At 56.6% G+C, this 22188-nt stretch carries 22 protein-coding genes; 16 read left to right on the plus strand and 6 right to left on the minus strand.

The features are described 5' to 3' along the window. The first annotated feature begins 197 nt into the window (after nt 1-197). From fecI to HA50_RS21675, 8 genes are all read left to right on the plus strand, one after another. Nucleotides 198-719, plus strand: a complete 522-nt coding sequence (gene fecI / locus HA50_RS21640; protein ID WP_084878908.1) for a ferric citrate uptake sigma factor FecI — start codon at nt 198-200, stop codon at nt 717-719. A gap of 1 nt (nt 720) precedes the next feature. Next, complete coding sequence (gene fecR / locus HA50_RS21645; RefSeq protein WP_084878909.1) at nt 721-1674, plus strand: ferric citrate uptake sigma factor regulator FecR; 954 nt, start codon at nt 721-723, stop codon at nt 1672-1674. 86 nt (nt 1675-1760) lie between these two features. Beyond that, complete coding sequence (gene fecA, locus HA50_RS21650) at nt 1761-4100, plus strand: TonB-dependent Fe(3+) dicitrate receptor FecA (RefSeq protein WP_084878910.1); 2340 nt, start codon at nt 1761-1763, stop codon at nt 4098-4100. Between the two features lie 14 nt (nt 4101-4114). Beyond that, complete coding sequence (locus tag HA50_RS21655; RefSeq protein WP_084878911.1) at nt 4115-4981, plus strand: Fe(3+) dicitrate ABC transporter substrate-binding protein; 867 nt, start codon at nt 4115-4117, stop codon at nt 4979-4981. Further along, nucleotides 4978-5943 (plus strand): iron-dicitrate ABC transporter permease FecC, encoded by a 966-nt coding sequence (fecC, locus tag HA50_RS21660; protein WP_084878912.1) that lies wholly within the window; start codon nt 4978-4980, stop codon nt 5941-5943. Before HA50_RS21655 ends, fecC begins: the two co-directional genes overlap by 4 nt. Further along, complete coding sequence (fecD, locus tag HA50_RS21665; RefSeq protein ID WP_420851491.1) at nt 5943-6899, plus strand: Fe(3+) dicitrate ABC transporter permease subunit FecD; 957 nt, start codon at nt 5943-5945, stop codon at nt 6897-6899. The genes fecC and fecD overlap by 1 nt, the downstream gene beginning before the upstream one ends. Continuing rightward, on the plus strand, nt 6900-7673 hold the full coding sequence (gene fecE / locus HA50_RS21670; RefSeq protein ID WP_084878914.1) for a Fe(3+) dicitrate ABC transporter ATP-binding protein FecE: 774 nt from the start codon (nt 6900-6902) through the stop codon (nt 7671-7673). Nucleotides 7674-7800: 127 nt separating this feature from the next. After that, the gene (locus HA50_RS21675) at nt 7801-9183 is read left to right on the plus strand and encodes a scabin-related ADP-ribosyltransferase (RefSeq protein WP_084878915.1); all 1383 of its coding nucleotides are present in this window, start codon (nt 7801-7803) and stop codon (nt 9181-9183) included. Between the two features lie 35 nt (nt 9184-9218). Here HA50_RS21675 and HA50_RS21680 read toward each other — a convergent pair whose 3' ends face one another. Both HA50_RS21680 and HA50_RS21685 read right to left on the minus strand, forming a co-directional pair. Beyond that, the gene (locus HA50_RS21680; RefSeq protein ID WP_084878916.1) at nt 9219-9908 is read right to left on the minus strand and encodes a response regulator; all 690 of its coding nucleotides are present in this window, start codon (nt 9906-9908) and stop codon (nt 9219-9221) included. Further along, a complete protein-coding gene (locus HA50_RS21685; RefSeq protein WP_084880129.1) occupies nt 9898-11535 on the minus strand; it encodes an ATP-binding protein in 1638 nt (545 codons plus the stop codon). The genes HA50_RS21680 and HA50_RS21685 overlap by 11 nt, the downstream gene beginning before the upstream one ends. Nucleotides 11536-11869: 334 nt before the next feature. Here HA50_RS21685 and HA50_RS21690 point away from each other — a divergent pair, with 334 nt between their 5' ends. Genes HA50_RS21690 through citG form a run of 8 tightly spaced genes read left to right on the plus strand, consistent with a single transcriptional unit; the run spans nt 11870 to nt 19225 of the window. Beyond that, the gene (locus HA50_RS21690) at nt 11870-13240 is read left to right on the plus strand and encodes a 2-hydroxycarboxylate transporter family protein (RefSeq protein WP_084878917.1); all 1371 of its coding nucleotides are present in this window, start codon (nt 11870-11872) and stop codon (nt 13238-13240) included. A gap of 22 nt (nt 13241-13262) precedes the next feature. Then, entirely contained in the window at nt 13263-14126 is an 864-nt protein-coding gene (locus HA50_RS21695; protein ID WP_084878918.1) for a fumarylacetoacetate hydrolase family protein, read from the plus strand. Nucleotides 14127-14141: 15 nt separating this feature from the next. Next, complete coding sequence (gene citC, locus HA50_RS21700; protein WP_084878919.1) at nt 14142-15161, plus strand: [citrate (pro-3S)-lyase] ligase; 1020 nt, start codon at nt 14142-14144, stop codon at nt 15159-15161. A 17-nt stretch (nt 15162-15178) separates the two neighbouring features. Next, nucleotides 15179-15472 (plus strand): citrate lyase acyl carrier protein, encoded by a 294-nt coding sequence (gene citD / locus HA50_RS21705; protein ID WP_084878920.1) that lies wholly within the window; start codon nt 15179-15181, stop codon nt 15470-15472. Further along, a complete protein-coding gene (gene citE, locus HA50_RS21710; RefSeq protein ID WP_084878921.1) occupies nt 15469-16344 on the plus strand; it encodes a citrate (pro-3S)-lyase subunit beta in 876 nt (291 codons plus the stop codon). Before citD ends, citE begins: the two co-directional genes overlap by 4 nt. A gap of 10 nt (nt 16345-16354) precedes the next feature. After that, nucleotides 16355-17881: a citrate lyase subunit alpha gene (gene citF, locus HA50_RS21715; protein WP_084878922.1), complete on the plus strand. Its 1527-nt coding sequence runs from the start codon at nt 16355-16357 to the stop codon at nt 17879-17881. Further along, on the plus strand, nt 17878-18417 hold the full coding sequence (citX, locus tag HA50_RS21720; protein ID WP_084878923.1) for a citrate lyase holo-[acyl-carrier protein] synthase: 540 nt from the start codon (nt 17878-17880) through the stop codon (nt 18415-18417). The genes citF and citX overlap by 4 nt, the downstream gene beginning before the upstream one ends. After that, nucleotides 18395-19225 (plus strand): triphosphoribosyl-dephospho-CoA synthase CitG, encoded by an 831-nt coding sequence (gene citG, locus HA50_RS21725; protein WP_084878924.1) that lies wholly within the window; start codon nt 18395-18397, stop codon nt 19223-19225. Before citX ends, citG begins: the two co-directional genes overlap by 23 nt. Here the strand turns inward: citG and HA50_RS21730 are convergent, their stop codons facing one another. The 4 genes from HA50_RS21730 to HA50_RS21745 all read right to left on the minus strand — a co-directional run bounded on the left by HA50_RS21730 (nt 19226) and on the right by HA50_RS21745 (nt 22187). Then, nucleotides 19226-19771, minus strand: a complete 546-nt coding sequence (locus HA50_RS21730; RefSeq protein ID WP_084878925.1) for a GNAT family N-acetyltransferase — start codon at nt 19769-19771, stop codon at nt 19226-19228. After that, nucleotides 19768-20082, minus strand: coding sequence for a helix-turn-helix domain-containing protein (locus HA50_RS21735; RefSeq protein ID WP_084878926.1), 315 nt, complete (start codon nt 20080-20082; stop codon nt 19768-19770). Before HA50_RS21735 ends, HA50_RS21730 begins: the two co-directional genes overlap by 4 nt. Before the next feature lie 159 nt (nt 20083-20241). Then, nucleotides 20242-21183, minus strand: coding sequence for a threonine ammonia-lyase (locus HA50_RS21740; RefSeq protein ID WP_084878927.1), 942 nt, complete (start codon nt 21181-21183; stop codon nt 20242-20244). Beyond that, nucleotides 21180-22187 carry a succinylglutamate desuccinylase/aspartoacylase family protein gene (locus HA50_RS21745; RefSeq protein ID WP_084878928.1) on the minus strand — a complete coding sequence of 336 codons (1008 nt, stop codon included), beginning with the start codon at nt 22185-22187 and terminating at the stop codon, nt 21180-21182. Before HA50_RS21745 ends, HA50_RS21740 begins: the two co-directional genes overlap by 4 nt. Nucleotide 22188 lies beyond the last annotated feature (1 nt).

Raw genomic sequence — 22188 nt, forward strand, 5'->3', positions numbered from 1 at the left:
CCGAGGTTTCTCCTCTTGCATATTTGCCCGGACCCGTCGCGGTGCAATTTATTGTGCGCCTTTTGGCCGGGGCACCGCTGAAAACAGCGCGATAAATCGCGCCGCCACGGATCCATGCTGTCATCTGAAAGGTTGTAATGATAACTATTCGCAGTTAGTATCATTACACTTTTCACCTTTTGACATACTTTGACATCATGTTGCCTGCTGCTGAATCCTCTGCTGCGCCGTCTCTGGCGCTGTTCTATGCCAACAACCATCGCTGGCTCAGGCACTGGCTGACGGGCAAGCTGCGTTCGGCCTTTGATGCGGATGATGTCACTCAGGACACCTTTCTACGGGTGATGTCCGGCGATCATCTGGCCGACATCCGTGATGCCAAATCCTTCCTCTGCACGCTGGCGAAGCGCGTGATGGTGGATCGTTTTCGCCGCAACGCGCTGGAAAAAGCCTATCTGGAATTACTCAGCCAGCTGCCGGAAGCCGTTGCCCCGTCGCCGGAAGTGCAGCAAAGCCAGCTGGAAATCCTGCAATTGATCGACCGCATGCTGGACGGGCTGGGCTTCAAAGCGCGTCAGGCTTTCTTGCTGTCACAGCTGGATAACCTGACCTATGCCGAGATTGCTGTGCAGCTGTCGGTGTCGGTCAGTTCGGTGAAAAAATACATGGCGAAAGCCACCGAACATTGCCTGTTGTTCCGTCTTGAGCAGGGGCTGTGACATGAGCGCGCCGCTGTCAAATGCGCAACGGGAAGCACTGCGCAGCGCGTCGCACTGGTACGCGGTGCTGAGCGGTGAACGGGTCAGCCCGCAGCAGGAATTAAAATGGCAGCGCTGGGTCGATGCGCATCAGGATCATCAATGGGCATGGCAACAGGTGGAGAACCTGCGCCAGCAAATGCAGGGGATGCCGGGCGAGGTCGCCAGCAAAGCGCTGCGCGATTCGCAGATGACACGCCGCCATGTGCTGAAAGGCTTGCTGCTGGCGGTGGGTATGGGCGCGGGATGGCAGCTGTGGCGGACTGATTACGTAACGGGGCTGCGCGCCGATTACCGTACGGCACGCGGCGAGATTCGGCAGCATCAGCTGGCGGATGGCAGCCTGCTGACCCTCGACACCGCTTCAGCGGCCAATGTCACCTTCAGCGCCAGCGAACGACGCATCGATTTACTCACCGGCACCCTCGCTATCACCACCGGCAAAGATGTGCAGCAGCGTCCGTTGCGGGTTTACACCCGGCAGGGGCAACTGACCGCACTCGGTACCGCTTTTAGCGTACAGCTACAGGATGATGCCACGCTGTTACGCGTCAGCCAGCACGCGGTGGCGGTGCGTCTTGCCAGCGATTCGCAGCAGAGCGTTACCGTACAGCAGGGGCAGATGCTGCGTTTCTCAGCCGACCACTTCGGTGCGATTAGCACGGATGCGCAGCCTGAACCGGGCTGGATCAACGGCTGGCTCAGCGTCAGCGATCGGCCGCTGGGCGAAGTGATTACCCAGCTGGCGCGTTATCGTCAGGGCGTGCTGCGCTGCGATCCGGCGGCCGCCAGCCTGCGCGTCAGCGGCACCTTTCCGTTACGCGATAGCGACCAGGCGCTGCACGCGCTGGAGCAAACCCTGCCGATTGCGGTACATCGCGTCACCCGCTACTGGGCCACGGTCCAGCGTCGTTAAATTTTTTTTCACCGCCATTGTCCCTTTTGCCCCGGTCATACGACTTATCTCTGAAAACCACAAAAATTATCTTCTTTGGAGACGTTATGACCGCTTCACGTCCACATGCGCTGCGGGTATTACCGCTGGTGACGGCAATCCGCTTCAGCCTGCTTCCTGCCTTACTTTTCACCTCGGGAATGGTGGTGGCTGCTGCGCCTGCCACCACGCATTACACTATCGCCGCCGGTCCGCTGGATAACGCGTTAAATCAGTTTGCAGCAACCGCAGGTATTACCTTATCGATGGACGCCAGCCTGACACGCGGTAAGCAAAGCGCGGGACTACAGGGCGAATATTCGGTGAATGAAGGGCTGGCAGCGCTGTTGCAGGGGTCACAGCTGGAGGCCAGTGCGCTCGGTAGCAATCTGTGGACGGTAAAACCGCAACCGACTGAGCAGAGCCTGACCGTGGTGGGCGACTGGCTGGGTGAAGCGCGAGAAAGTGACGTATTTGAACATCCGGGAGCGCGTGACGTGATCCGCCGTGCCGATTTTGCCAAAAACGGCGCGACCACCATGCGTGAAGTCCTTAACCGTATTCCCGGCGTCAATGCCCCGGAAAACAACGGCACCGGCAGCCATGATCTGGCGATGAACTTTGGCATTCGCGGCCTGAATCCGCGTCTCGCCAGCCGCTCCACGGTATTGATGGATGGCATCCCGGTGCCGTTTGCGCCATACGGCCAGCCGCAGTTGTCGCTGGCCCCGATCTCGCTCGGCAATATGGATGCGGTGGATGTGGTGCGTGGCGGCGGAGCGGTACGTTATGGGCCGCAAAGCGTGGGCGGGGTGGTCAACTTCGTGACGCGCGCCATTCCTAAAGATTTCGGGATTGAAGCGGGGGTGGAAGGGCAGCTCAGCCCGACATCTTCACAGAACAACCCAAAAGAGACTCATAACCTGCTGGTGGGCGGCACGGCAGATAACGGCTTTGGTAGCGCCATCCTTTACTCAGGCACGCGAGGCAGCGACTGGCGTGAACACAGCGCCACCCGCATCGACGATGTGATGCTGAAAAGCCAGTACGCGCCTAACGAAGTGCATACCTTCACCAGCCTGCTGCAATATTACGACGGCGAAGCGGATATGCCGGGCGGGTTGAGCCGCGCCGATTATGATGCGGATCGCTGGCAGTCAACGCGTCCTTACGACCGCTTCTGGGGCCGCCGTCAGTTAGCCAGCCTCGGTTATCAGTTCCAGCCGGATCAGCAGCATAAGTTTAATATCCTCGGCTTCTATACCCATACGCTGCGCAACGGCTATCTGGAACAAAAATCTATCGTGACACTGTCACCGAGAGAATATTGGGTGCGGGGCATCGAACCGCGCTATAGCCAGAGTTTTAACCTCGGTCCGACTGCGCATGAAGTGGGTGTCGGTTATCGCTATGTCAGCGAGTCCGGTCACGAAATGCGTTACTACACCCCAACGGCAAGCGGCGAGTTACCGTCCAGCGCCAGCCCATATGACCGTAATACCCGATCTGGCACCGAGGCCCATGCCTGGTATCTGGATGATCGCATCGATATCGGCAACTGGACCATTACGCCGGGGATGCGTTTTGAACACATTGAGTCGTTCCAGCGCAACGCGATTCGCGGCACACGCCAGGATGTCAGCTATAACGCGCCACTTCCGGCGCTTAACGTGCTGTATCACCTCACCGACAGCTGGAATCTGTATGCCAATACCGAAGGTTCCTTCGGTACCGTGCAGTACAGCCAGATTGGCAAAGCGGTGGAAAGTGGCAATGTTGAGCCGGAAAAGGCCCGCACCTGGGAAGTCGGCACCCGTTACGATGATGGCGGGCTGACGGCCGAAGTGGGCCTGTTCCTGATTAACTTTAATAACCAGTACGACTCGAACCAGACCAACGACACTGTCACCGCGCGCGGCAAAACACGTCATACCGGGCTGGAGAGCCAGGTACGTTACAACCTCGGAGGGCTGACGCCGCAGCTTGAAGAGGTGTCGGTGTACGCCAGCTACGCCTATGTGAACGCTGAAATTCGTGAAAAAGGCGACACCTATGGCAACCAGGTGCCGTTCTCTCCGCGCCAGAAAGGCACTCTTGGGGTGGATTACCATCCCGGCAGCTGGACTTTCAACCTCAACAGCGAATTCCAGTCGAGCCAGTTCGCCGATAACGCCAACACCGTGCAGGAAAGCGCCGACGGCAGCACCGGCCGCATTCCCGGTTTTATGCTGTGGGGCGCGCGTGCCAGCTATGATTTCGGCCCCAGCCTCGCCAACCTGAATCTCGCCGTGGGGGTGAAAAACCTGTTTGACCAGGCCTACTTCACCCGCTCCTACGACGATAACAACAAAGGCATTTATGCCGGGCAGCCGCGTACCTTCTATGTGCAGGGTGCACTGAAATTCTGACGGGAGACATAAGTATGCGCGTTCTGTTTTTGCTGCTGGCGTTGATGGGGTCAGCCAGCGCCGTGACGGTGCAGGATCAGCACGGCACCTTTACTCTGGAGGAAGTACCACAACGGATTGTGGTACTGGAGCTGTCGTTTGCCGATGCGCTGGCTGCGGTGGATCTCAGCCCGGTTGGCATTGCTGACGATAACGATCCGCAACGTTTACTGGAGGAGGTGCGGGCGCACCTCCAGCCCTGGCAATCAGTCGGGCTACGCGGGCAGCCCAGCCTGGAGGCGATCAGCAGCCTGCATCCCGATCTGATCATCGCCGATAGCAGTCGCCATGCCGGTATTTACAACGCGTTGCAGCGCATTGCACCGGTGCTGCTCCTCAAATCGCGTAATGAAACGTACCAGGAAAATGTGCAGTCTGCGGCCATCATCGGTGCGGTGGTGGGTAAACAAACGGAGATAGAGCAACGGCTGGCGTTACATCGGCAGCGAATGGCTGCCGCCGCCGCACAGCTGCCACAGGGAACCCGGGTGATGTTCGGCACGTCGCGGGAAAATCAGTTCACGCTGCATTCGCGTGACAGCTACACCGGCGGGGTGCTGAGTGCGCTGGGATTGCAGGTGACGGAGCCGATTAACGGTGCACCGATGACGCCGATCGGCCTGGAAACCCTGCTGGCACAAAACCCCGACTGGTTGCTGGTGGCGCACTATCGGCAGGAAAGTATCGTGAAGCGCTGGCAGGCCGATCCACTGTGGACCATGTTGAAAGCCGCGCAGCAACATCACGTCCGCGAGGTCGATAGCAACAGCTGGGCGCGCATGCGCGGATTGTTCGCCGCGGAAAAGATCTCGCGTGACGCTGTCACGTTATTTGCACCATGACACGCTGGATTTTAACGGTGGCGTTGTTGCTATGCGCCTTCTGGTTCAGTCTGACCAGCTTCTCAGCGGTGCCGATCGCGCCGCAGGCGGCTCTGCATGCGTTATGGCCGGGCCAGCCTGCCAGTATTGGTGAGGCGCTGGTATTTAATCTGCGCTTGCCGCGCGCGCTGGTGGCGGTGCTGCTGGGGGCTGCACTGGCGCTGGCGGGCGGTCTGTTGCAGGCGCTGACGCATAATCCGCTGGCTTCGCCGTCGGTGCTGGGCATCAACAGCGGCGCGGCGCTGGCCATTGCGCTGGTGTCAGCCTTTGCCCCGGTGCAACTGGAGGGCTATCCGCTGGCATTAATCGCCGCCGGTGGCGGTGGGCTGAGCTGGGTCTGTGTGACGCTGGCGGCACGCAGCCATGACCGGCAGCGGCTGATCCTCGCCGGTATCGCGTTATCGGCATTCTGCATGGCAATGACGCGCATCGTGTTGTTGCTGGCGGAGGATCACGCTTACGGCATTCTGACCTGGCTGGCGGGGGGCATTGCCCAGGTGCGCTGGCAGGAAGTGTGGCAATTGCTGCCGGTGATGGTGGTGATCATCCCGCTGGTGCTGACCCAGACGCGCGCCCTGAACCTGCTGACGATGGGCGACAGTGCGGCGCATAGCCTTGGTGTCAATATCGTTGTGCTGCGTATCGGCTTGAGCATCGCGCTGTTGTTGCTGGTGGGCGCGTGCGTCAGTGTGGCAGGTCCGCTGGGCTTTATTGGCCTGCTGGTGCCGCATCTGGCGCGCGCGTGGATCGGCCACGATCTGCGCATCATGTTACGAATGGCGATGCTGCTCGGCGCAACCTTGCTGTTGATCGCCGACATTGCTGCGCGTGGACTGGGATGGCCCGGTGAATTGCCTGCCGGGGTGGTGCTGGCGCTGGTGGGCGCTCCCTGTTTTGTCTGGCTGGCAAGGAGGCAACGATGATGTCTGCACGTTATCTGCTGCCGCTGATGCTGATTGGGCTGGCGGTCGTCGCGATTATCAGCCTGAAACTGGGCGTGCAGTCCTTCGCCTGGTCAACGCTCTGGACGGCGTGGCAACCCGCTAACGAGGCACATTTTGTGGTGATGGAATACCGGTTGCCACGGGTGGTGCTGGCACTGATGGTGGGGGCGGCGCTGGCGGTGTCCGGCGTGCTGGTGCAGGGGGTGATCCGTAATCCGCTGGCATCGCCCGATATCCTCGGCGTCAATCATGCCGCCAGCCTGGCCTCGCTGGTGGCGCTGCTGCTGTTTCCCGCTTTTCCGCTGCTATGTCTGCCGCTGGTGTCATTTGTCGGGGGCTGTTGTGCGTTGATATTGCTGCGCTGGCTTACCGGTACCTCGTCGCCGCTGCGGCTGGCCGTGGTGGGTGTCGCACTTGCGGCCTGTTTTGCCAGCGTCACCGATTATCTGTTGCTGTCGCGTCCGCAGGATATCAACACCGCGCTGCTGTGGCTGACAGGCAGCCTGTGGGGACGCGACTGGCAGATGGTGCTGCTGGCGTTACCGCTGCCCCTCTTGCTGCTTATCAGCCTGAGCGTTTGTCGCGATCTCGACCTGCTGGCGCTGGGGGATGAACGTGCGGCGACCCTCGGGGTGGCTTTACGCCCCTTCCAGCGTGGCGTGCTGCTGCTCGGCGTGGCGCTGGCAGCGCTGGCGGTGGCGGTATGTGGGCCAATCAGCTTTATCAGCCTGGTGGTGCCGCATCTGGCACGCCGTCTGGTCGGCGGGCGTCATGCCCGTCTGCTGCCGTTTTCCGCCTTACTCGGGGCGCTGGTGTTGCTGCTGGCCGATATGCTGGCGCGCACCTTGTCTCCACCGATGGAGTTACCCGCCGGTGTCATCACCGCGCTGATCGGCGCTCCGTGGTTTTTCTGGCTATTAATCAGGACACGATAGATGCAACTGAGGGTTGAGAATCTGGCTGCGGGCTACGCGGGAAAACGCGTGCTTCAGGATGTCAGCGTCAGCTTTGCCTCCGGGCAAATCACCGCGTTACTCGGGCCTAATGGTTGCGGTAAATCAACGCTATTAAAAACCCTGGCGCGTCTGCTGACGCCCACAGAGGGACAGGTGTTTATCGGTGATCAACCGCTGGCGCGTTTTTCCTCTCGTCAGCTGGCCCGGCGTCTGGCGCTGTTGCCGCAGCAGCATCTGACGCCGGAAGGGGTCAGCGTGGCGGAGCTGGTAGCTTATGGCCGCCATCCCTGGTTACCGCTGTGGGGGCGGTTGTCGGCGCACGACAGGGAACAGGTGCAGGCGGCAATGGAACGCATGGGGATTGCTCCGCTGGCACAGCAGCGTGTTAGCGATTTATCGGGCGGCCAGCGTCAGCGGGTGTTTCTGGCAATGCTGCTGGCGCAGGACACGCCGGTCATCCTGCTGGATGAACCCACCACCTGGCTGGACATCAATCATCAGATTGAACTGATGAAGCTGATGGGGGAGCTGAAAGCGCAGGGTAAAACCGTGGTGACCGTGTTGCACGACCTCAATCAGGCCAGCCGCTATTGTGATCAACTGGTACTGTTGGCGGAAGGTGCGCTGGTCATCCAGGGAACGCCGACGCAGGTGTTGCAACCGGAGATACTTAAACGCGTATTTCAGGTTAATGTGGCGGTGGTACCAGAACCGCTGAGCGGGGCGTTGATGTGCGTTCATCACGATGATTAGCCCGCAGTTGAAATCGTGGAAATTCGTTGGCGAAATGATATAAGACAATGATTTTTAGATAGATACAGAATACTCTGTCGCACGGAAGTCGATGGAAATTAATACATAAAATCAGAATGTTTTTTAAATGGAAATTAAAAACATGTCAAAAAAAACACTACTCATCATCTCTGCTTTATTTTCAACAACACCAGTAGCCTATGCCTGGGATTCGTCTGGTTATTATCCTGACTGTCGCGAGAATATTCATTTCACCCGCGCGTCAGAGAAACAACCTGAATTAATATGGAGAAATGATCATAATATTTTATGGCGTGGCGATACCAATAATGAAGGACTGGATGCATTCAAAAACGGGACGGTGCCGAAAGGCGTGACCCGAGGGTATCCCGAAGCAGAACGCGATCATGACTGGCGTTGCCATAAAGAAGATTCATTTCGTTCGGTCTTCGTCAGTACCACAGAAAATTTAAAAACGGCAATCTACTTTATTGATATTTCCCGTCCGGGAAGTGAAGGCTGGGTATATGAAATTCATGCGCCTGGCGGAATTAATCAGCAGTTATCCATTGGCGGTGAAGCCGGGAGCTATGAATCAGAGATTTCTTTCCCAGGTGGCGTAAAAGGGAGATTTATTAAGCAGGCATGTTATTACATTAAAAAGCAGCTGCAGCGTTGTGAGGACAACCCAAACTTTCAGGAGCCGTCATGGAAAGAAAGCCCTGAAGAAGTGGCAGCCGCAGTGACCAACCTGGCCCGGGTGGTGCCCAAAGGCAACTGCGAAACAACGGACTCTTCAGAGACGGTGCCTGCAAAGTTATGCCCACTGCCAGATATGGCCACCACACAGTATTTTCAGGAAGGGAATACTATCGCCAAAGAGGGTATGTATATTCATTATGATGTCTCTGATCGTGGTCCGGAAAAGCCTGAACGCTGGATTATCTTGATGGCTGGGGACGAAAAGTCAGATCTGAGTCATATTGCTGCAAAAATCCCGGTAACAGAAAGTATGCCGGACACAGGCAACGTTTATATTTCTCCTGACAAATTGTCATCACCGTCTTATCCATGGCAAAAGAAATTTCAGCGATGGTCGCTGGGTGTGACACACGCAGCGGATAATAATCAGATTGCCGGGCCAGTATCTTACATGCATACAAGCTATCTTCCGCTACGGGGTGATGTTCTGCTGGATGAAATGGCGCCAAACACCATGACAGTAGCAGAGGCTGAAAAAGGGTTTCGCGTCACGGTTAACGCCCCTGCGGACCGTGATTCATGGCTCTTTACTCAGATAAAAAATCCGGCGACAGGCCAGTGGGGCAAATTTGGTGGTTATCAGAAAATAAAGGCAGGAGCCAATAGAACCGTTGACGCCAAAATAATCCGCAGCTGGCACCCGGAGGGCGGTATTTTTCGTATCGGCTTATCAGACAGCGTCAGCACCACAGAGGATGTCAAACCGCTGGGTAACACGCCTTATATCGAAGTGACTGACAAACCGTAACGCAGGGGTAAGGCGTGACGTCTGTCACGCCTTGATCACCCGCCCCAGCGATACATCCTTCTCGGGTGTCCAATCTTGCCGTACTGCATTTCAACGGCCAGAAAGCCCGCATCCACGCAGTGCTCCAGATAACGTCGGATGGTGGTTTTACTCAGCCCGGTTTCGTTCACCACTTCATCCACGGAAAAACAGCGCTGCGCGGCGTCGGCAAACATGTTTTGCACCAGCGCCAGCGTCTTTTCTTCGATGCCTTTGTTGCTGTTATTCTGACGGTAATTTTTCGCCTGAAGTTGATACAGCGAATCGACGTTCTGCTGATCGACAATCTTCCAGACTCGCTGCTGTTCAGCGAACTGCACAAAACGCTCCAGCGACTGGCTCAAACGCTTCCAGGAAACCGGTTTGAGAATATAGTCGAAGGCACCATTGCGGATCGCCTGACTACAGGTGTCCATATCGCTGGCGGCAGTGATGAAAATCACCGAGCAGTTCGCGCGCTGCACCAGCGGATCGCCGATCAGCGTGATGCCTTTACCATCCGGCAGATAATTGTCGAGCAAAACCAGTTGTGGCTGCTTGCTTTGCAGCAGAAGCTGAGCTTCAGCAAGTGACGAGGCAACCCCCACCAGCCGCAGGCAGGGATGTTCACTGATCAGTTCGGCATGCAACTGCGCCAGCGTGTTTTCATCTTCAACAATCAATACGTCTATCAGTTCAGGTTGCATAATACGGTTCTTCCAGCGTGGATACGGGACGCGCCTGGTCGCCCGTTTCAGGAATGAATAACGAAAAAATCGTGCCGTGCGGTGCGTTGTCGGAAACTTCAATCGACCCGCCCACTTGCGTAACATAGCTGGCGATTAAATACAGACCGATACCATGATCGCCACTGCGTTTGGTGGTGATCCCGCGTTCAAAAATATGTTCCCGGATGGTCGGGTTGATACCGATACCCTGATCCGCCACTTCAATAATCAGCTCACGCTCGTTGAGCAGGATCAGCACCTCCACCGGTTCGTGCGGCAGAGGGGAACGCTGTGTGGCTTCTATGGCGTTATCCAGCAGGTTGCCGATAATGGAGATTAGCTCGGCTTCTCCCAGCAGACGGCAGGGGCGCTCCAGCTGGCACAGCGGATCAAACGCCAACTCCACGCCTTTTTCACGCGCACGCGCCGCTTTCCCCAGCAGCAGGCCGCACAGGGTCGGCGAGTTAAAGCGCGCAGAGATAAAATCCAGCAGTTCCTGCGCATGTTCTGACTGTGCCTGGATATAGCGCACTGCTTCGTCGTAGCGCCCCATATGCAACAGCCCGGAGAGGGTGGTCATCCGGTTTAACTGTTCATGACGCATAATGCGCAGGTTATCGACATAGCGTTTCACCTGGCTGAGCTGGGCACTGAGGCTATCTATCTCGTTGCGATCGCGAAAGGTGATGACCCAGCCCTGCAATTCATCCTCCAGCATAATGCGTACCCGGCTGGCGAGTACCGTTAGCTGATTGAAGCGGCAAATCTCGTCGTGGGTATCGTTTTCCAGTATCGCCTCGCGATTGAAAAAGGGCACCGGGGCAATCACTTCGCCAATATTATGTCCGCGCAGCATGCGGGTTGGCTGGCGTAAACCTAACAGTTTACGTGCTGCCTGGTTAATCACCTCGATGCGTAACTCGCTGTCGATGGCAATCACCCCTTCATAGATAGATTCCATCATCGCTTTCTGCTGGCGCACCAGCAGGCCAATTTCCCGCGGTTCCAGCGAGAAAATCTGTTTTTTAATCCCACTGGTGAAAAACCAGGAGAAGATAAACAGCGCCACCAGCAGCAGCACCGCGGCGATAAAGATATTGATCACTTTACTCAGCGTAATGGTGTCGAGATAGCTGGTGAGATAACCCACCGAGATAATCCCGATCACCTGATGGTTATCGTCAAAGATCGGCGCTTTGCTGCGCAGGGAAATGCCCAACCCCCCTTTACGAATGGTGGTGGTACTGATTCCGCGTAATACCGCGTCATTGTCGCCACCGACCAGCTTTTTACCGACCACCTCGCCATGCGCGGAATGAAATAGATGAATGCCCTTGCTATCCCCCACCACAATAAAGCTGGCATCGGTATGCAACACCACCTGATGCATAAACTGATTAATCGCCGGAATATCTTTTTCCGCTACCGCTTTCCGCAAATTCGGAATGATCGCGATTTCTTCCGCCTGTATTTTTGCTCTGGTGCTCATTTCCTGATAAAGCTGACGGCTGACGTCCTGGTAATAATAAATGCCGAGCAGAACAAAAAGACCGGAAAAGAACAGAACCAGAGAAATAAAAAGTTTGATTTGGAAGGATAGCTTCATAACGGCACGCACCACAGCCAGCAAAGGGTCAATGTACCATTTTTTATCACCATTGCGCGTAGTTTACTGGAAACTTGTGATCCCTTGCACAGCAGGAGGTTGTGCAAAAAATGGCATGTTAAATACTCATTTTGGGAAATGTTATTAACTTGTACCCCTGGATATAAAAACCATTAAAACCACGCCAATAATTCAGGTATCAATCACAGAAAATAAAAGAAACCATAAAAACCATAGGTGCCATTAAAACTCCGCTTTTATTATGCATTCCCTCACATATCCTGCGCCATTAACGCTTTACCCTGAGGGCACAAAATAACCAAGGGGCTTAATTATGAGCACAACTGACGATTCGTTTTCTGTTACCTCGGAATCACTGGCGATTCAAAAAAAATCACTGAAGGACCGGTGGTGGCATATTATGGATACCTGGAAAATCGGCATCATTCCATTGCCATTATTTCTGCTGGCCGGGGCGTTAATTGCTGTCGATTGTCTCGGCGGCAAACTACCCAGCGATATCGTGGTGATGGTCGCGACACTGGCATTTTTCGGTTTCGCCTGTGGTGAATTTGGCAAACGTCTGCCGATTGTTGGCAAACTCGGTGCCGCCGCGATTTGTGCCACCTTTATTCCGTCGGCAATGGTCTACTATGGCCTGCTGCCTGACGTGGTGGTGGAATCCACCACCAAATTCTACAAATCCACCAACATCCTTTATCTGTACATCTGCTGCATCATTGTTGGCAGCATCATGAGTATGAATCGCACCACCCTGATTCAGGGCTTTCTGCGCATTTTCTTCCCGATGTTATGCGGTGAAATTGTCGGCATGCTGGTGGGCATGGGCGTTGGCCTGATGCTCGGCATGGAACCGTTCCAGATCTTCTTCTTTATCATTCTGCCGATCATGGCCGGTGGCGTGGGCGAAGGGGCGATTCCGCTGTCGATTGGTTATGCCACCTTGTTGCATATGGATCAGGGCGTGGCACTTGGCCGGGTATTGCCGATGGTGATGCTGGGTGGCCTGACGGCAATCATCATCTCCGGCTGCCTCAACCAGCTCGGTAAACGCTACCCGCATCTGACCGGTGAAGGCCAGTTGATGCCGAACCGCGCCAATAGCGACGAAAAAGCGCCAGCGGTGGCTGCGGGCAAAACCGGGTTGACCACCGATGTGACTACCATCGCCGCAGGTGCGTTGCTGGCGGTGCTGCTGTACATGATCGGGATGCTCGGCCACAAACTGATTGGCCTACCAGCGCCGGTCGGCATGTTGTTTGTCGCGGTGTTGATCAAACTGGCACACGGTGTGTCGCCACGCCTGCTGGAAGGATCGCAGGTGGTCTACAAATTCTTCCAGACCTCGGTCACCTATCCCATCCTGTTTGCCGTGGGTGTGGCGATTACGCCGTGGGAAGAACTGGTCCACGCCTTCACCATCAATAACCTGCTGGTGATTGTCAGCACCGTGTCTGCGCTGGTCGCCACCGGCTTCTTCGTGGGTAAAAAGATCGGCATGCATCCTATCGATGTGGCCATCGTCTCCTGCTGCCAGAGCGGCCAGGGTGGAACAGGGGATGTAGCCATCCTCACTGCGGGTAACCGCATGAGCCTGATGCCATTTGCGCAGATTGCAACCCGTATTGGCGGTGCGATCAACGTGTCGGTGTCGCTGCTCATCCTCGGCAATTTCCTCAGCTAATTTATGCATGACAGGTAAGACTATGAAACTTGCAAGCTTTGTCCACCAGGGAAAGCGTAGCTACGGCATTGTCCACGATGACGGTGTGATCGATTTGGGTCGTCGTCTTGGTGACCGCTACGCGGATTTAAAATCGTTGCTCGCGGCCGACGCGCTGCATGAAGCACAGCAGTTGAACAATGAAACACCGGATCTGCGTTTCGACGATCTCGAATTGTTACCGGTGATTGATAACCCCGGCAAAATCCTCTGCGTTGGCATGAACTACGCCGAAAAACGCAAAGAGTTTGATCAGCACAACCCGGCACCGACGCTGTTTGTCCGTTTTGCCGATTCGCAAACCGCCCATAACGCGCCGGTACTGAAACCGCGCCACTCCAGTGAGTTCGACTATGAAGGCGAGCTGGCGGTGATCATCGGTCAGAGCGGTGAGGATATCGCACGCGAAGATGCGCTGAACCATGTCGCGGGTTACAGCTGTTATATGGATGGTTCCGCGCGTGACTGGCAGCACACCTGGTTTACCGCCGGAAAAAACTGGCGTCAGACCGGGGCCTTTGGCCCATGGATGACCACCGCGGATGAAATCCCGGATCCGCATCGGCTGGCGATCCGCACCTGGCTGAATGGCCGCATGGTGCAGGATGACAACACCGCCAGCATGATCCACAAAGTCGCCGAGCTTATCGAATACATCAGTACCTTCACCTGTCTGCATGCCGGTGACGTGATCATCACTGGCTCGCCGGGCGGAGTGGGTAAGAAACGTAATCCGCCGCTGTTTATGCAGGCAGGCGATCGCATCGAAGTGGAGATCGAAAATATCGGTCATCTCAGCAATGTGATTATGGATGCGCCAGCTCACGTGCTGACGGCGACGCACTGAGGCGCAGGCAAGACTATGCAACCACGACCTTCCATCGACTTCCGCATTGCGGAAGTCAGCAGTAACGCCCGACGGCGCGAAAACATCCGTGCGCTGCTGGCGGATAGCGGATTAGGCATGGATAGCGATATCACCACCTTCGTTGAAGCCTGGGCGGACGATCGGCTGGTGGGCTGTGCCGGCCTCGCCGCTAACGTCATCAAATGTGTCGCTATTGATGAGCAATGGCGCGGTGAAAATCTCAGCGCACTGTTGCTGGCAGAAGTGGAGCATCTGGCGCTGGCACGCGGGCATTTTCATCTGTTTCTGTGTACGCGCCCCTGCAACCGGGAACGGTTTCAGCACAACGGCTTCTGGCCGGTGGTACAAAGCGGCGAGAACGCCATCCTGATGGAGAACACGCCTTCAGGCATTCAGCGCTACTGCCGTACCTTGCAGGCCAGCCGTGTCGCCGGGCAGCATATTGGCGCGATTGTCATGAACGCCAATCCCTTTACGCTGGGACATCGTTATCTGGTGGAACAGGCAGCCGCGCGCTGCGACTGGCTGCATGTGTTTGTGGTACGCGAAGACGCCTCGTTCTTTCCCTTTAGTGCACGTTTGCACATGGTGCAGGCCGGCGTTGCCCATCTGCCCAATATCACCGTGCATCAGGGATCGCAGTACATCATCTCCCGCGCCACCTTTCCGGCCTATTTCCTGAAAGAGACCGGCAAGGTGCAGCAGGCGTGGAGTGAGATCGACCTGCTGCTGTTCCGCAACCATATTGCCCCGGCCCTGGGGATTACCCAGCGCTTTATCGGCAGCGAACCCTTTTGCGAGATTACCCGCCAGTACAACCACACCATGCATCAGCTGCTGGCCGACGCGGTGGAGGTGGTGGAAATCCCCCGCATCAAAACCACGGGCAATGCCATTTCGGCGTCAGAAGTCCGCCGCTTACTGAAAACACACCAGTTTTCCCGTATTCGGGAAATGGTACCGGATACCACTTTCGCGCATCTTACTTCCCATTACAGCGCGGAAGTTGCTTAAAAATCAGGAATATAACTATGAAAATTGTGAGGGAGGCGCTGGCGGGAACCATGGAGTCCAGCGACCTGATGGTAAAAATAGCCCCCAGCGGGGGTGACCTTGAAGTGGTGATTCACAGCGAGGTGATCAAGCAATTTGGCGATCAGATCCGCCAGGTGGTGCACGCCACCTTGCGGCAAATGCAGGTCTGGCAGGGTTTGATCATTATCGAGGACAAGGGTGCGCTGGATTGCGTGATCCGCGCCCGTCTGCAAAGCGCCGTGCTGCGTGCGGCTGATGAGACGGAGATCGACTGGGGGAAACTGCAATGAAAAAACTGCGTCGTAGCATGTTGTTTCTACCCGGAGCCAATGCCGCCATGCTCTCCACCGCCTTTATCTATCGACCTGATTCGATCATGTTCGACCTGGAAGACGCGGTGTCGCTCAGGGAAAAAGACACCGCCCGTTTGCTGGTGTTCCACGCGTTGCAGCATCCGATGTACCAGGACATTGAAACGGTGGTACGTATCAACCCGCTCAGCACGCCGTTTGGTTTGCTGGATCTGGAGGCGGTGGTGCGTGCCGGGGTTGATGTGGTGCGCTTGCCGAAAACCGATACCCCGGAAGATATCTATGAACTGGAGCGTCACCTCGAACGTATCGAACTGGCCTGCGGGCGTCCGATAGGTTCCACGCGCGTGATGGCGGCGATTGAATCGGCCATTGGGGTGATTAACGCCGTGGCGATCGCGCGCAGCTCCCAGCGCCTGATCGGTATCGCGCTGGCGGCGTTCGATTATGTGATGGATATGCAAACCGAACGCGGTGATGGCACCGAGTTGTTCTATGCACGCTGCGCCGTGCTACATGCCGCCCGCGCCACCGGTATCGATGCGTTTGATGTGGTGTGGTCAGATGTTAATGACGAAGCCGGTTTTCTGCGCGAAGTCGAGCTGATCCGCAAAATGGGTTTTAACGGCAAGTCGCTGATTAACCCACGGCAGATTGATTTGCTGCATAACGCCTATGCCCCGACCCAGCAGGAGGTGGATCACGCTGAGCGCGTCATCGAGGCGGCAGAGGAGGGGGATCGCAATGGCCTTGGCGTGGTGTCGCTGAACGGCAAAATGATCGACGTCCCCATTATTAATCATGCGCAGATGGTGCTGGAACGTGCGGCTGCGTCCGGCGTGCGTCGTTAAGGACAAAACCATGAACCAGACTGAACTTCTTCACGTTAATTTTCCCCATCTGCGTGCATTAACACCTTTTGAAAGCGCCCATGAGGCCACACCGTGGCTGGCGGATATCCATGCGAAACACTGCCGTAAATTATGCAGCTCGCTGGATGACGCTATCGCACGCAGCGGTTTGCAGGACGGCATGACCATTTCCTTCCATCATGCCTTTCGTGAGGGCGACCAGGTCATCAACAATGTGGTGGCGGCACTGGCGCGTCTTGGATTTAAAAATCTGACGCTGGCCTCCAGCTCGCTGATGACCTGCAATGATGCACTGATCGAACATATCCGGAATGGCGTGATTACGCGGATTTATACTTCCGGTATGCGCGGCAAACTGGCGGAAGCCATTTCTCATGGGCTTATGGCTGAGCCGGTGCAGATTCACTCCCACGGTGGTCGGGTGAAACTGTTGCAGGATGGCGAACTGAGCATTGATGTCGCTTTTCTCGGCGTGCCATGCAGCGATGAGTTTGGCAACGCCAATGGCAGCGAAGGTCGTTCTGCCTGTGGTTCGCTCGGTTATGCGATGGTCGATGCCCGTTTCGCCAAAAAAGTGGTGCTGCTGACGGAAGAACTGGTGCCCTTTCCCAATATGCCCGCCAGCCTCGGACAGGAGCAGGTGGACTTAATTGTCCAGGTTGCCAGTGTGGGTGATCCGGCGAAAATCAGTGTCGGAGCGGCGCGTGTCACCAGTAATCCGCGTGAACTGATGATAGCCCGCTATGCTGCCGATGTGATCGAGCATTCCGGTTATTTCCGCGATGGTTTCTCGATGCAGACCGGTTCAGGCGCGGCTGCCACCGCTGCAACCCGCTTTATGGAAGAAAAAATGGCGCGTCATGGCGTCAAAGCGCGTTTTGCTCTTGGCGGCATCACCGGCAGCCTGGTCGATCTGCACGAAAAAGGGCTGATCGAAAAATTGCTCGATACTCAGTGCTTCGACAGCGAAGCAGCCGCGTCGCTGCGGCGTAACCCGAACCATGTGGAGATTTCCACCGACGTGTATGCCAATCCCGGCGGGAAAGCGGCCAGCTGCGATCAACTGGATGTAGTGATTCTCAGCGCGCTGGAAATTGACGTCGATTTTAACGTCAACGTGATTACCGGTTCTGACGGGGTGATGCGCGGTGCCTCCGGTGGCCACTGCGATGTGGCCGCTGCGGCCAATCTGACGATCGTGGTCGCGCCACTACTGCGCAGCCGTATTCCTACCGTGGTCAAACGCGTCACCACCCGGCTGACACCCGGAGAGAGTATCGATGTGCTGGTGACCGATCATGGTATCGCCGTGAATCCTGCGCGTCCGGAAATCCGCGAGCGATTACTGGCGGCAGGGATGAAACTGGTCGATATCGCAGCACTGTATCAGCGTGCGGTCGCCCTGACCGGCGAACCCAAACCTATTGCCTTTACCGACCGTATTGTCGGGGTGATCCGTTATCGTGACGGTAGCGTGATTGACGTTGTCCGCCAGGTGAAAGAGGAAGATCTATGACAACCATGACGCCCGTGCGAGCGGGCGTCAGTCTTGCAGCGTTGCTGGCGGCGAAAGAGGCTCGCGCGGCGCGGCAGACTGACTGGCTCACTCGCTATCAACAACCTATTATTTCTCTGACCCTGGTAACGCCCGGTGCGGTGAAAGACAGTATCCGTTATCGCAACACCATGGGGGTGGCATTGCAGGCCTGCGATCAGTTGCTGTGGCAGCATCGCTGGCCGGTGGTGGCCCACCAGGTCTTATGGCTGGAGACCGGTCCGGAAGCATTATGGTGTGTGGAACATCCGGCGGTGGAAATTAAGGCGCAGTGCGTTGAACTGGAACAGACTTTCCCTCTCGGCAGGCTGTGGGATTTTGATGTGTTTTGTCCGCAGCAGGGGCAGATAGGGCGCCAGTCGCTGGATTTACACACCCGCCGTTGTCTGGTGTGCGACGAACCGGCGCATGGCTGCGCACGTTCGCGTCGCCACTCGCCTGAAGAGGTGGTGTCTCGTGTGGAGAAGATGATTGATGGCTGGTTTGCTCGCGATTAAAACGGCAACACCAGACGTGCCCGAGCTTGCAGCACGGGCGCTGCGTCTCGAATTGGATCTCACCCCAAAACCAGGGCTGGTGGATCGCGCCAATAGCGGTTCCCACCAGGACATGGATCATGGCCTGATGTTAACCAGCATTGCGACCATCACGCCGTGGCTGGCGGTTTTCTCCCGCCAGGGAGCGGAGCATGCACAACAACCCGCCGCTGAGCAGTTGCGCCTGCTGCGTCCGGCGGGCATGGCCTGCGAGCAGGCCATGCTTGAAGCCACCGGCGGGGTGAATACGCACAAAGGAGGCATCTTCTCCCTTGGGCTGCTGTGTTTCGCCGCCGGGCGTTTGCAGGGACAAAGACGCAGGGTGAGTGCTGACGCGCTTTGTCGCCAGGTCAGTGAAATTTGCGGTGGACTGGTGGCGCGTGAACTGGTCAATCGTAAGCAGTGGTATACGGCCGGGGAACGGCAGTTTCGTGACTATGGCCTGACGGGCGCGCGCGGTGAGGTGGAAAGCGGTTTCGCCACGGTACGCAATGCGGTGCTGCCGTTCTGGCATCATGAACAGGGCGAGCGGCGGTTACAACATGCCTTGCTGCGTCTGATGGCGTCTAACCCGGATAGTAATCTGCTGTCACGAGGGGGTATGGCAGGGTTACGGTATGTGCAGGATTATGCGGCGACGCTGCTGGCAACCGGTTGGGATAACGCTGCGTTGTGCCAGATGGATCAGGCTTTGATGGCGCGCCGTTTAAGCCCCGGCGGCAGTGCTGATTTGCTGGCCGTGGCCTGGCTGCTGGCTGAACTTGGGTAATCAGGGGGAAAGCCGGTAATCCTCGCGCGGTAAAGCAAACAGCCAGTCGCTATGCCACGCATTCCTCAGCCAGTAGCTTTTGGGTATTTCTGCTTCAAGGACAAAACCTGTTTTTTCCAGCAAACGACGGGAAGGGATATTTCCGGCAGTGACGGTGGCGACCAGACGCTTGATTCCGCCTGCGCCAAAGGCAAAATCGCAAACGGCCTGCAATGATTCACGGGCGTACCCGTTGCCCTGCGCTTCGGGCGCGAACAGAAAGCCGACTTCGGCGCAATCATTGTCCTGCCGGATATAACCGGTAACGCCGAGTCTCACGCCGGTTTCCCGTTCCCGTACTACCAGACAGAGCCAGTGCGAGCTCTGCGTGGACCACACTGGCAACCGTGCCACAAAAGCCGCGCGAATCTCCTCTTCGGGTTTGGCATCGGCAACGTAAAATTGCACCTCCGGTGAGACCAGCAGGCGGTGAAAGAATGCCCAGTCCTGTTGCTCTAGCTGTGAACAGATCAGCCGCTGGGTGGTTAACTCCAATCTGTATGTCACTTTCCCTTCACCTTCCGTTTTGTCGCGCGTTGCCGGGTGGGTTCCCTGAGTGCCTCAACCTGGGCGATGCTGAGCGCTGGGGTGGAAAACAGCTGGGTTATCTCTTTTTCCAGTCTCATGGCGAATACCACTTTCATAAAATTTTTCAGGGTGGCTTTGCCGTCGTTTTCCAGATTTTTCAGCGCGGAAACGGAGATGCCTGCTTTTTCTGCCAGTTCCTTTTGCAGCAGATTACGCCGCAAGCGTTGGTTTTTTAATCTCTGCCCAAGCTCGGACAATAACCTTGTTTCGGAATAGAGGTTAAGGGCCATAGATAAAGCTCCCGGTACATTGTTTTCGATGTAAGAGTTTTATTTGTGGCTTTTATTGTAACGCATGCGAGTGGAGGGAGGTGTGTGGTTTTAGAGGTTTTAAACAAAGCCCTTAATGGCAATTTAAGCCAATAAGAGCTTTAAATACACCTTTTAATATCACATGCCGTTAGTGCCGCTGCCGCACAGTACCACCGCGATTTTTTCATCGGGTTTGAAGGTAAACAACTGTCGGGTGACCGCAGCGACGGCGGTGGCGGCTCCTAGCTCAATCGCCAGGCCGGTCGCACCCCAGACCTCACGGGCTGAGGCTTCGACCTGGTCTTCCGGCACCAGCACGATCTCATCGACATACTCTTGCACCAGCGCAAAGTTGATGGCTTCCGTCGAACGTGCCGCGAGGATCGGGACGATGGTTTTGACCTGTTCCAGCTTCACGATGTGCTGCTGCTGACGGCAGGTCCACATCATCGGACAGCCCGCTGCCTCCACACCGATAATGCGAATGCCTGGCTTCAGCAATTTCGCCGCCTGTGCCACTCCGGCAATCAGACCGCCGCCACCAATGGACACCACCAGCGTCTCTACTTCAGGCCATTGTTCAAGGATCTCCAGCGCCATGGTACCCTGGCCGATAATCACGTCGCGGTCAGCATAGGGATGGAGTAACGCGCCACCCGTTTCCTGAATACGTGCGCCCGCCGCATCCCAGCTCTGATCCCAGAAATCACCTTCTACGGTCAGCTTCGCACCATAGCTTTCAATACGCTGACGCGTCAGTTCGGTGCTGGTGTTCATCACGAAGACATCCGTGGGGAGTTCCAGTTGCTGACCAACCCAGGCAACGGCCGCACCGAAGTTACCGCCCGATGCGGTGGCCAGTCCCTGATTGCGCACCGTTTGTGGCAGGTTAAGCACGCGATTAAATGCGCCGCGTGCCTTAAAAGAACCGGTAACCTGTGAGCATTCTGCTTTCAGACGCAGCTCGATACCCGGTACCGGTTGCCACGGTGCCGCCTCCACCAGTGGCGTTTTGCGCACCCACGGACGGATGCGGTCCAGCGCGGCCTGGTAGTCATTCAGGGTAATATTCTCGCTCATGCCTGCTCCTTCGCGTTCAGGTCCTGCACCAGCACCGCCAGACTGTTACCCTGCGCGGTAGCACCAAAGGTGCGCTGTGAATAGATACGTCCACTCTGGGGGAAATGCACCGCCTGGGGTTGCGCGTGCGGTTCGGTCAGGCGATGCAGCCAGCCTGCCAGTTCACCGGCACTGACTTCATCACCGATATCATGTAACGGCTCAAACCAGCCGTCTCCGGGGGAGAGCAGGTTGCCACCCGCAGGGATAAACACCTGGCGTGATGGTTCTGCAGGAACCATTTCCGCGTTGATCACCCCCAGATGATTCAGTACGCGCGTCACCGCCGCACGGGTACGCCGGACGCCGCGCGGGGAGACACTGCCGTTCCAGCCCATTTCCGCCGCAATCGCCGGTAAGCCCAGATTGGCGGCTGCGCCACAGCTGGTACGGGGATCGCCCATATTATTGGTAACTACCGTCAGCGTGGCACCAAAGGCACGCGCCATCGCTTCACTGCGTTCGCGTACCTGCGGAACGAGTTCTTCAGTGACCACTACCTGCGCGCTCTCTTCGATAAACAACGAGCTACCACCGCTGTGCAGATCGATATAGAAATCGCATAGCGGGAAGATGGCATCGTGGATCCACGCGGCAATCTGTTCAGTCGGCGTGCCCCACGGGTTACCTGGAAAGACGCGCGCCAGATTTTTGTTGTCGAGCGGACTGACGCGCATCGAGGCGCGCAGCGCCGGGGTATTGGCGCAGGGCAGCAGGATCAGCCGCCCCTGTACCTGATCCGGCGTCAGGTTGCGGATCAGCTCATTAATAATGATCGGACCTTCATACTCGTCGCCGTGAATACCGCCGGTAATCAACACCGTCGGGCCGCTGCCATTGGCGATCACCGTCAGTGGCATGGCAATGGTGCCCCAGGCGTCGGTATGGGCCGAAAGGGGCAAATGGGCGAACCCCACCTGCTTACCCTGGCGATGAAAATCGATTTCACTGAATACTGTGGACATG

Origin of the sequence: Pantoea cypripedii, from assembly GCF_002095535.1 — a bacterium.
Lineage (GTDB): Bacteria > Pseudomonadota > Gammaproteobacteria > Enterobacterales > Enterobacteriaceae > Pantoea > Pantoea cypripedii.

Coding starts and splice junctions, on each gene's coding strand:
- citG (WP_084878924.1), top strand. CDS start 18,395: ATGGCTGGTTTGCTCGCGATTAAAACGGCAACACCAGACGTGCCCGAG.
- fecA (WP_084878910.1), top strand. CDS start 1,761: ATGACCGCTTCACGTCCACATGCGCTGCGGGTATTACCGCTGGTGACG.
- HA50_RS21695 (WP_084878918.1), top strand. CDS start 13,263: ATGAAACTTGCAAGCTTTGTCCACCAGGGAAAGCGTAGCTACGGCATT.
- HA50_RS21690 (WP_084878917.1), top strand. CDS start 11,870: ATGAGCACAACTGACGATTCGTTTTCTGTTACCTCGGAATCACTGGCG.
- HA50_RS21685 (WP_084880129.1), bottom strand. CDS start 11,535: ATGAAGCTATCCTTCCAAATCAAACTTTTTATTTCTCTGGTTCTGTTC.
- fecI (WP_084878908.1), top strand. CDS start 198: ATGTTGCCTGCTGCTGAATCCTCTGCTGCGCCGTCTCTGGCGCTGTTC.
- HA50_RS21675 (WP_084878915.1), top strand. CDS start 7,801: ATGGAAATTAAAAACATGTCAAAAAAAACACTACTCATCATCTCTGCT.
- citF (WP_084878922.1), top strand. CDS start 16,355: ATGAACCAGACTGAACTTCTTCACGTTAATTTTCCCCATCTGCGTGCA.
- fecC (WP_084878912.1), top strand. CDS start 4,978: ATGACACGCTGGATTTTAACGGTGGCGTTGTTGCTATGCGCCTTCTGG.
- HA50_RS21680 (WP_084878916.1), bottom strand. CDS start 9,908: ATGCAACCTGAACTGATAGACGTATTGATTGTTGAAGATGAAAACACG.
- fecE (WP_084878914.1), top strand. CDS start 6,900: ATGCAACTGAGGGTTGAGAATCTGGCTGCGGGCTACGCGGGAAAACGC.
- citE (WP_084878921.1), top strand. CDS start 15,469: ATGAAAAAACTGCGTCGTAGCATGTTGTTTCTACCCGGAGCCAATGCC.
- fecR (WP_084878909.1), top strand. CDS start 721: ATGAGCGCGCCGCTGTCAAATGCGCAACGGGAAGCACTGCGCAGCGCG.
- fecD (WP_420851491.1), top strand. CDS start 5,943: ATGTCTGCACGTTATCTGCTGCCGCTGATGCTGATTGGGCTGGCGGTC.
- HA50_RS21655 (WP_084878911.1), top strand. CDS start 4,115: ATGCGCGTTCTGTTTTTGCTGCTGGCGTTGATGGGGTCAGCCAGCGCC.
- citD (WP_084878920.1), top strand. CDS start 15,179: ATGAAAATTGTGAGGGAGGCGCTGGCGGGAACCATGGAGTCCAGCGAC.
- HA50_RS21740 (WP_084878927.1), bottom strand. CDS start 21,183: ATGAGCGAGAATATTACCCTGAATGACTACCAGGCCGCGCTGGACCGC.
- HA50_RS21735 (WP_084878926.1), bottom strand. CDS start 20,082: ATGGCCCTTAACCTCTATTCCGAAACAAGGTTATTGTCCGAGCTTGGG.
- HA50_RS21745 (WP_084878928.1), bottom strand. CDS start 22,187: ATGTCCACAGTATTCAGTGAAATCGATTTTCATCGCCAGGGTAAGCAG.
- citX (WP_084878923.1), top strand. CDS start 17,878: ATGACAACCATGACGCCCGTGCGAGCGGGCGTCAGTCTTGCAGCGTTG.
- citC (WP_084878919.1), top strand. CDS start 14,142: ATGCAACCACGACCTTCCATCGACTTCCGCATTGCGGAAGTCAGCAGT.